Origin of the sequence: Mesorhizobium sp. M7A.F.Ca.CA.001.10.2.1, assembly GCF_003998575.1 — a bacterium.
Classification (GTDB): Bacteria; Pseudomonadota; Alphaproteobacteria; order Rhizobiales; family Rhizobiaceae; genus Mesorhizobium.
In genome coordinates this window covers 1-8,312 of record NZ_RZQY01000232.1, presented here as the reverse complement: position 1 = coordinate 8,312, position 8,312 = coordinate 1, and the positions used below count along the sequence as shown (strand labels likewise).

The 8,312-nt window shown below is 58.1% G+C and carries 6 protein-coding genes and 2 pseudogenes; 1 reads left to right on the top strand and 7 read right to left on the bottom strand.

Translation table 11 applies throughout. The annotated features are described in order from the left end of the window. The 4 genes from EN964_RS16510 to queC all read right to left on the bottom strand — a co-directional run. A partial coding sequence (locus tag EN964_RS16510) for a carbonic anhydrase (protein WP_164775843.1) occupies positions 1-722 on the bottom strand: 722 nt, incomplete at its 3' end. A 770-nt stretch (positions 723-1,492) separates the two neighbouring features. Next, positions 1,493-2,218: a 7-carboxy-7-deazaguanine synthase QueE gene (gene queE, locus EN964_RS16505; RefSeq protein WP_164548811.1), complete on the bottom strand. Its 726-nt coding sequence runs from the start codon at positions 2,216-2,218 to the stop codon at positions 1,493-1,495. A 5-nt stretch (positions 2,219-2,223) separates the two neighbouring features. Continuing rightward, positions 2,224-2,580: a 6-carboxytetrahydropterin synthase QueD gene (gene queD, locus EN964_RS16500; protein ID WP_063169374.1), complete on the bottom strand. Its 357-nt coding sequence runs from the start codon at positions 2,578-2,580 to the stop codon at positions 2,224-2,226. Next, positions 2,580-3,278: a 7-cyano-7-deazaguanine synthase QueC gene (gene queC, locus EN964_RS16495; RefSeq protein WP_063170389.1), complete on the bottom strand. Its 699-nt coding sequence runs from the start codon at positions 3,276-3,278 to the stop codon at positions 2,580-2,582. Before queC ends, queD begins: the two co-directional genes overlap by 1 nt. A 369-nt stretch (positions 3,279-3,647) precedes the next feature. Here queC and EN964_RS16490 point away from each other — a divergent pair. Continuing rightward, positions 3,648-3,789, top strand: a pseudogene (locus EN964_RS16490) (IS630 family transposase); the annotation flags it as partial. Here the strand turns inward: EN964_RS16490 and EN964_RS16485 are convergent. From EN964_RS16485 to hisC, 3 genes and pseudogenes are all read right to left on the bottom strand, one after another. Further along, positions 3,784-4,986 (bottom strand): annotated as a pseudogene (locus EN964_RS16485) (IS3 family transposase). The pseudogenes EN964_RS16490 and EN964_RS16485 overlap by 6 nt on opposite strands. A gap of 254 nt (positions 4,987-5,240) precedes the next feature. Further along, complete coding sequence (locus tag EN964_RS16480) at positions 5,241-6,275, bottom strand: LLM class flavin-dependent oxidoreductase (protein ID WP_063169375.1); 1,035 nt, start codon at positions 6,273-6,275, stop codon at positions 5,241-5,243. A 71-nt stretch (positions 6,276-6,346) separates the two neighbouring features. Continuing rightward, the gene (gene hisC / locus EN964_RS16475) at positions 6,347-7,477 is read right to left on the bottom strand and encodes a histidinol-phosphate transaminase (RefSeq protein ID WP_063169376.1); all 1,131 of its coding nucleotides are present in this window, start codon (positions 7,475-7,477) and stop codon (positions 6,347-6,349) included. Between the last annotated feature and the right edge of the window lie 835 nt (positions 7,478-8,312).

Sequence of the window (8,312 nt, the reverse complement as noted above, 5' to 3'; positions counted from 1 at the left end):
GGTGAATGAATAGGGCGCGCGTTCGACGGGTAGAGTGAGGCAAATCGCTGGATGTCTGCCGGATCAACGTCAACCGGTTCCATCGCCACCATCCACTCGACGTTTTCGGTGCACGGCGGCGTCGTCAGTGAGCCCTCATAAGTCCAATAGCCAAGCGAGGCTGGCAGAAGCCAGTTGGGATTCACCTCGTCGATCGTCACCTCCCCATTCGGCAGTTCGGGAAAGGCCGCAGCAAGGGCAGCAAAGCTGGCATTTGTCGCGCCGGGCGTTAAAAAGACGCCCAGCACGCCCAGAGTACCACTTTGCGTGTCCTTGTGAACGAAATGCACCTCCATCGGGAAGCTCTTGCCCGCCACGTGATGTTCGCTTGGCGCATGGAAATGGAACTGTACCAGTTCGTAGACACGATCGCCGCGGGTCAGCGTGCTGCCTTGTGGCATATTGATTTGAATGGTGTGGCCGTTGTTCACCATATTGCCGCCGCCCTTGTGCCAGCCGATGGCGATATGCGGGATATCCGCCTTGACCGCGCTGTTGATATTGATCGGCGATTGCTGCGTGCCGGCAGAGCATACGAAATTTTCCTTATCCAGATCAGCCCAGTGCTCCGGTCCGACCGGACCGGTGTACCCCCAATGGGCACTGGTCGCTTGGGCGGCTTGAACGCAAATCCGGCATGCGCCGAGCGCAACCAACCCTTTGATCAGGTGACGACGATACATATTACTTTTGCTCCTCTTGCGAACTGATGTTGGTGGCTGCCCTAATGGACGCGTGATGGCCAATCGGCGCGGCCAGTATTGTCCTTTGCAACTGATAGATGCCCGCACGCCTTGGCGTGCTTTCATAAGTGCGGCTGCCGTTTCTCGGCTGGCCGGCTTCTGCAGCCCGCAACGGGGGCAGTTTCAACCAGCTAAACGATAAAAAATTTTAGCAGACCAGCGCTTGACCCCCGCCGCAAAGGCACAGGCGAAGGTGATCACTGCGCGGCTGCCGTTCGCGCCGGAGGCCGCATCGCTATACTTTACACTCGCTGCCCAAGGAGACGCAGGCGACCCCAATACGTTTTCATCGCTACTCCCGACGCAGCCGACCCACGCCACGAAAACGTTGCTATATTTCACGTTGGGCCAATGAGGAAATCGATCTTCTTTATGGAAGGCATTTGCGCAATGGATGCATTCCCATGCTGACAGTCGTGCGTCAGGCCGGACAATGAGATACATCGATAAGAGCTGGACAAGGATGAGGGGATGACGTGCTTGCGACGGAGCAGGTGGGGCGAGAAGGCCAGTTCTTGCGGATTTCAACTTTGCGTGACGACAGCTCATCGGAGTCAAGGTGACACACGCCGGCAGCGGGGTGTCCGGGCGGTTTCCAGCCGCACAATCGCGAGACCGCTGACGCGAACAAAGCTCGGCTGTACTCGGCACGCGAAGAGAGCCTGCCAAGCCGTTGGAGCCCGGCCTTCCGGTGCGACGCAAGCCACAGACTAGACCGCCCTCTTGTTACCCCAAAGCAGAACGTGCAGCTGCGGCAACACGCGGGCTTCGAACCACCTGTCGCTAGTCACCCTTTCGACAAGCCATTCCATTCGCATCATTATTCCGTCCAAGTCGACAGAGGCGTCTTCACTGCCAGGGAGCGGCGGCGTGTGATTGCCGGGTTGCAGATAGATCGGAAGGTGCGGATATCTCGCCGCGACTTCTTTGGCGTAGGCATAGTCACTCTCGTCGAAAACGACGAGCTTGAGCACGATTTGCGGCTTCTCTTGCGCCGCTTCGAGGCATGCATCAAACGCAGCCCAACGGGTCGTCATCTCGCTGGACGGCGGCTTTGGGCTAAGGGTCAGCACGTCAAGATCCGCAAACCACTCCCTCACCACGGAACCCTGCGTTTCCAGTGCAAAACGATAGCCCTCGCGATGGCCTCGTTCTATGAGGGGACCGAACGGCTGAATGGCCGGGTTGCCGCCTGACAAGGAGACCATAACCGGCCTGCCGCCGGAAAGCGCATGGACGGTTTGCCACACGGCATCGATCGGCATCGGTAGCCATTCATGGCGATACTGATTGTCCACCGCGTGAAGGCTGTCGCACCATGAACAGCGATAATCACATCCGCCGGTTCTGATGAACACCGTCGGCAAGCCGATGAGCACGCCCTCGCCCTGGATAGTCGGCCCGAATATCTCGCTCACACGGATTGCGGGATGCATGTCGGTCACGGACGGTATTCCGCCCAAGTTTTCGGTGTTTCGCTAACGCGCACGGCCGCGGTCTGCGGCAGACGTGCCTTGCACCATTCATAGAAATGTCTGGCCAGGCATTCCGCCGTGACCTTCTCATGTCCCAGCACGTCGTTGAGGTGCCGATGGTCGAAGCTCTCGTCAATGTAGCGTTTGAGCGGCGCCAGATCGTGATAGTCGCGCACGAAGCCGTGGGCGTCCAGTTCCTTGGCCGACAGCTCCACTACGACGACATAGTTATGCCCGTGCAGGCGCGCGCATTGATGGTTGGGAGGCAAGGAGGTGAGCTGATGCGAGGCCGAGAAGTGGAATTCCTTGCTGATGTGGAACATTACGCGCGCCTCCTGCGCAGCGCCTCAAGCCAGAAATCGGCGTCCTCGTAGTCGGTGGGATCAGCGTGCCCGGCGAGATGGAACGCTTCGCGCCGCTCGACGCAGGTCCCGCATCGTCCGCAGTGACGCACGCCGCCCTTGTAACAGGACCAGGTCTCAGCAAACGGGGTGCCGTATCTTGCGCCATCCGCAACAATGTCAGCTTTTCCGAGATTCACATACGGTGCATAGAGGCGTATCTGCGCATAGCCGTCGAGCGCGCGGTCTTGCATTGTCTGGAAAGCTTCAATGAAGGCCGGACGGCAATCGGGATAGATGAAATGGTCCCCACCATGCACGGCCGCCGCCACCGCTTCGGCGCTGTGGGCGGCGGCGAGACCGAAGGCGATTGCCAACATGATGGCATTGCGGTTCGGCACCACCGTAATCTTCATCGTGTCTTCGGCGTAGTGGCCGTCCGGCACGTCGATACTGCTAGTCAGCGCTGAGCCGGAAAGGCCACGGCCAATTTCGCCGATGTCGATGATCTGGTGCGGGACCTTCAGTCGCTGCGCGCAAAGAGCGGCGAAGCCCAATTCCTTCCTGTGCCGTTGGCCATAGTCGAAAGATAGAAGGCCGGTGAGTTCGTGCTCCGCTGCCACCATGTGAGCAAGGGAAACGGAGTCCAATCCGCCAGAGCAGACGGCGAGAGTCTTCATCATTGGTATCCTTGTTTTGACCGGGTAAGGCTGCGACCGGAGATTTCTCTGCGCCCCCACTACTCCAGCGACTCAGTTTTGTGAACCGGGAGAATTTGCGCTCAGCCCGATTGGAACGGGAGTGCGTCGCGTCCAACACGCGTGATCAATAAAAGTTGAGCGCTTCAGCAGTTTGTTTCGCATCGCGCCAACTTTCGCAACCTGCTGTCCGATCGTCGACTTCGAGACAAGGTGATGTTCGGCCGACATCGGCTGACTCTTAATTAAGCCGCAGAACACATGTTGGCTTTCTGGCCTTCGCTTGTGCGGTTGGCGAGGGCGACATGGATGCCAGCAAATTTGACATTGGCGACATCCGCCTGGAGAACCCTGCGCGGCGCGATTGAGGCCGCAGGCGAGCCTGCTCTAACTGCCGCCCTACAGTCCCGACTTCAATCCGATTGAGAACGCCTTCGCCCAACCTAAGGCGCTGCTGCGAGCAAAGGCCGAGATAACCATCAAGGCTCTATGGGACTGACGTTGCCCCAGCAGTTTTGAGTTCGTTTCCGGCGTGGGTTGTGCCCTGCTGGGCGGGTGAAGCGACGGGCGCTGGCGCGGAGCCTTTGGCATAGCGCAGCGCGAGCGACCGTCGCGGATTGAAGGTGCTGGCGAACTTGGCCGGGGTCTGCCAGGGGGGAGTGCGGCCGCGCGGTGTTGTAGTCGGCGTGCCACAGGGCGATGGCTACGCGCGCCTGAGCCAGCGAGGTGAACAGCGTCTCGTTGAGCAGTTCATCGCGCAGTCGGCCGTTGAAGCTCTCGATGAAGCCATTCTGCATCGGCTTGCCGGGCGCAATGTAATGCCATTCGACGCGGTTCTGATCCGCCCAGGAGAGGATGGCGTTCGAGGTGAACTCGCTGCCATTGTCGCTGACGATCATCCTGGGCCGGCCCCGCTCGGTGATGAGCCGTCCAATTCGCGGGCAACCCGCATGCCCGAGAGAGACGTATCAACGATGAGTGCGAGGCACTCTCTCGTGCAGTCGTCGACGACGGCCAGGATGCGGAAGCGGCGCCCGTCGGTGAGCTGGTCCGATACGAAGTCGAGCGACCAGCGCTCGTCGGGCCTCAGCGGCACCAGCATCGGCGCCCTGGTCCCGATCGCCCGCTTGCGGCCGCCACGGCGGCGACGGCGAGCTTCTCCTCCCGATAGAGCCGGAACAGCTTCTTGTGGTTCACGACCAGGCCCTCCCGCCTCAGCATCACGAGAAGACGCCGGTAGCCGAACCGGCGACGCTCCTGCGCGATCGGCCTTCATCCGCTCGCGAACCTCGCGGTCGTCCGGCCTGCTGGTCTGGTAGCGAACCGTCATGCGGCAACAGCCGATGGCTTTACACGCCCGCCGTTCGCTCATCCCGAAGCCTTCCTTCAGGCGAGCGACAGCTTTCCGCTTGGCGGCGGGCGTCACCATTTCTTTCCCACAAGGTCCTTCAACGCGGCATTGTCGAGCATGGCGTCGGCCAAAAGCCGCTTCAGGCGCGTGTTCTCGTCCTCCAGCGCCTTCAGGTCGCCGAGCCTCGGTGACATCCATCCCGCCGAAGCGGGCCTTCCAATTGTAGATCGAGGCGTCGCTGACCCCGTGCTTGCGGCACAGATCGCCAACCGATACCCCGGCCTCGTGTTTCTTCAAAATTCCGATGATCTGCTCTTCAGAGAAGCGGCTGCGTTTCATGTCCTGGTCCTCTGGATGGGCCAGAACGAACTTCAAACCGGATTAGATCAGAGGGGCAAGGTCAGGACGCCTCGGCGCGGTCGTCGACCTCTTCACCCCAGCCGAATGTGCCAACTACTTCAAAGCCGCAGGATATGACCTGGATCAGATAGGACGTGCTCCAATGGTTTACACCTGACACAGGAGTCCGGCCCCCACAACCGTTTCGCAATGAGGAGCAGCGCTGCCGCTGCTCCTCCAATCACACGACGGATTCACGATGCGGCAACTCGAGCCATGATTTCGGATCCAATGGCCGATGCGGTGTATAGTGAGGCATCCAGCGGCAAATCCCCAAATGCCAGTTGACACAGAAGATAATTAGCACCTGCCTCTTCCAGCTGATCAAGGAGAGCTTTTCGGACAGAATCTGCCGTTCCCACGACGCACAATTCACTTTCAATTGCTGCATCGAAGTTCAAAGGCAAGTTTGGTGGAGTGGAAATGGCATTTAGTTCGTATAGAAATTTGAAGCTATTGAGCCATCGTTCATAGGCAGGTGCTGCGAGCAAATACGCATCTGTTTCAGAACGCCCTATCACCACCATTCGGAGCAATCCAAGAAATGGCGCTTGCTGGCCAATGTCAGCATCGTGAATTCGGGCGGCGCGGAACGCGTCGGTAACGCTGCGAACAGAAGTGGAAGGTCCGACGCAGGCGATGTTTGCCCCATTCGCAGCGGCCCAGCTAGCCGGCTCGGGTCGATTGGTGGCGATCCATGTCGGCGGACGGGGATATTGGTGAGGTCTCAACGTCAGCGGAACATCTTTCAACTCAAAGTGGCGGCCCTGATAAGAAAGCGTCCCGCCTTTCATCGCATTGATGAGAATCTCACTGGCCTCCGCATACTGTTCTGGTGCTGCTTCTACAGCAACCCCGAAGTATCCCAATTCAGTGGGAGCAGAGCCGCGCCCTATGCCGAGTTCAAGCCTGCCGCCGCTCAACTGATCAAGCATGCAGATCTCCTCGAAGGCACGCAGCGGATGATAGAGCGCAAGTAGCATTACCATGGGACCAACACGAAGACTGCGGGTTCGCTGGGCGACGCTCGCTAAGAACAAATTCGGTGATGGACCTCTGCCATGCGGCGTACAGTGGTGCTCGGCGAGATGATACGCATAAAAGCCATAGCCATCGCACGCTTCTGCTAGGCTCAGCCGATCTGCATATTGTTGTGCGATGTCATCGCCGTTTTCGTCCAGATGATCGAAGATGCCGAAGGTCAGGCCCGAAGCGGAAATTTTCTTCAATTAATTGTTCTCCAAATTACCTATATTTATTCGCTAATCATCATAGCTCACGACATATCATTACTTGATGATTAATGTGAATCGACTTCATGCTTGTGAGCACCGCGATCCTTCTTAAAGTTCATACAGACGCGTTCGGCGGCAGCAAGGAATTTGTCCATCTGCTCTGTGGTGCCAATGCTGACGCGAATACAGTTCTTCAAATCTACGTCAGGAAAGCTGGCGATGAGGATCGCCTGCTCTTTCAACGCGGCTTGCCAGCATGAGCCCTCCTGTCCCGCCGGCACACGGGCCAGCAAAAAGTTTGCGTGGGAGGGTGTTACGGAAAAGCCAAGTTGCAACAGCGCCAGGGTCACTCGCTGTCGTTCATGCTTGATGTGCCTGTGGTTCTCTTCGTAGGCGTGGCGATGCGCAAGAATGCTTTTCCCGACCGCCTGCCCGATCACGTTCATGTTGAAGACATTCTGGATGTTGCGCAGCCTGCCAATGATTTCTGGGTGACCGAAACCGAAGCCGACTCGCACGCCAGCGGCAGCATAGCTCTTTGAAAAAGTCCTCAAGATCAAAAGATTCGGATGTCTATTGACGAGGCGCAGGGCATTGTCGGGTGCGAAGTCAACGTAGGCCTCATCCAAGACGACCAAGCGATCTGCTTGCTCCACAAGGCGTTCGATTTCGGCCACCGGCACGAATGTTCCGGTCGGATTGTTCGGATTAGCCAACAGAATGAACTTCGCGTCTTTTGCGGGGCCGGACAGCAGTTTTTCTATCGGCAGGGGATGAGCTTCGCTCGATGCGATTTCGAGAAACTCGGCACCCTGCAACATGGCAAGTTTACGGTTGAACGAAAATCCGGGCGACAGCATTGCCACTCTATCTCCTGGGGCGAGGAAAGCTCTGTAGATGAGTCCGAGCAGCTCCGACGAACCGTTGCCGGCAATCACCTGATCTTTGGAAAATCCGTAAGCATCGGAGGCAGCTGCCCTTAAGCTGAGATTGTCGTCTTCCGGATAAAGATACTGGTGTTCGATCGCAGCAATTGCACTTTGCATTACGCTCTTCGGCAACGGAAACGGGTTCTCGTTCGTATTTAGCTTAACGCAGTTTGCATCCGTCGCTGGTCCGTTGGACGAGAGAGCATCTAATTTGCTGGCCACCGGCGAAAAAAGCGAAAGCACGGTCTTCAGTTTTGCATCGCACATGTTCTTCTCCGTTTTTCAGTCCCGCAGGGCATGTGACATGAGGCAATCGTTGATCGTGACTTGATCGACGTTCGGCTATATCAGCGCTGCCTTCCCACCCTGGTGGGGATCGCCGACCACGGTTTGGATTTGACACCGGGAAGCTGTCGAGAACCTGATGACGACCCAACGTTTGGCCGACGGCCGATTCGGCGCAACAGACGGTGTTTCAACATCGCATCGTCCTCAAAGCCGCATGCAGGGCCTGCACGACAGCCCGTCTCCAGCGCCCGCAGATAGGTGGAAGCCGAAGTCTTGCCGAACCTCAGTTGCTCTGCCACCTTGGCCCACCGGACTGCCCTGTTTATGGGTCAGGCGCAGGATATCTCTGACGCTCGTTCGTCTTGCTTGCTTCCGTCTTGGCATGGGCTCTCTCGGTTTGCTGATGAGAGAGCCAAATACCGGCTCATCTGAGCATGAGACGCAGGCCTGACGATATGGAGCGTCGCTGGTGGCGCGCGTAGCCGAGAGGGTTCGCCTCGCTGGCGGGGCATGCAAGACGGCGCACCTCCTTAGCCATCCTGTCCCATCGTCTCAGATCGTGAGGCGCACCTTATAGTCGGTGAGGAGATCTTGCAGGGTCAGGTTACGCCCTAGCGCTTAAGGTTGTTGGTCGCACCGAGCAAGCGCGGGACCTGTCGACGGACAACAGCGGTGCCACTGCCGGCACTAGGTGTGAGCTTTCGAGAGGTTGTCCATTCGGACCGGACCGAGGAGACTGGAGTTACCACGCTTCAGCATCCATCGGAGGGTCCGAATGAACATCCACAAGAATGCCCGTCTCACACCGCTGCGT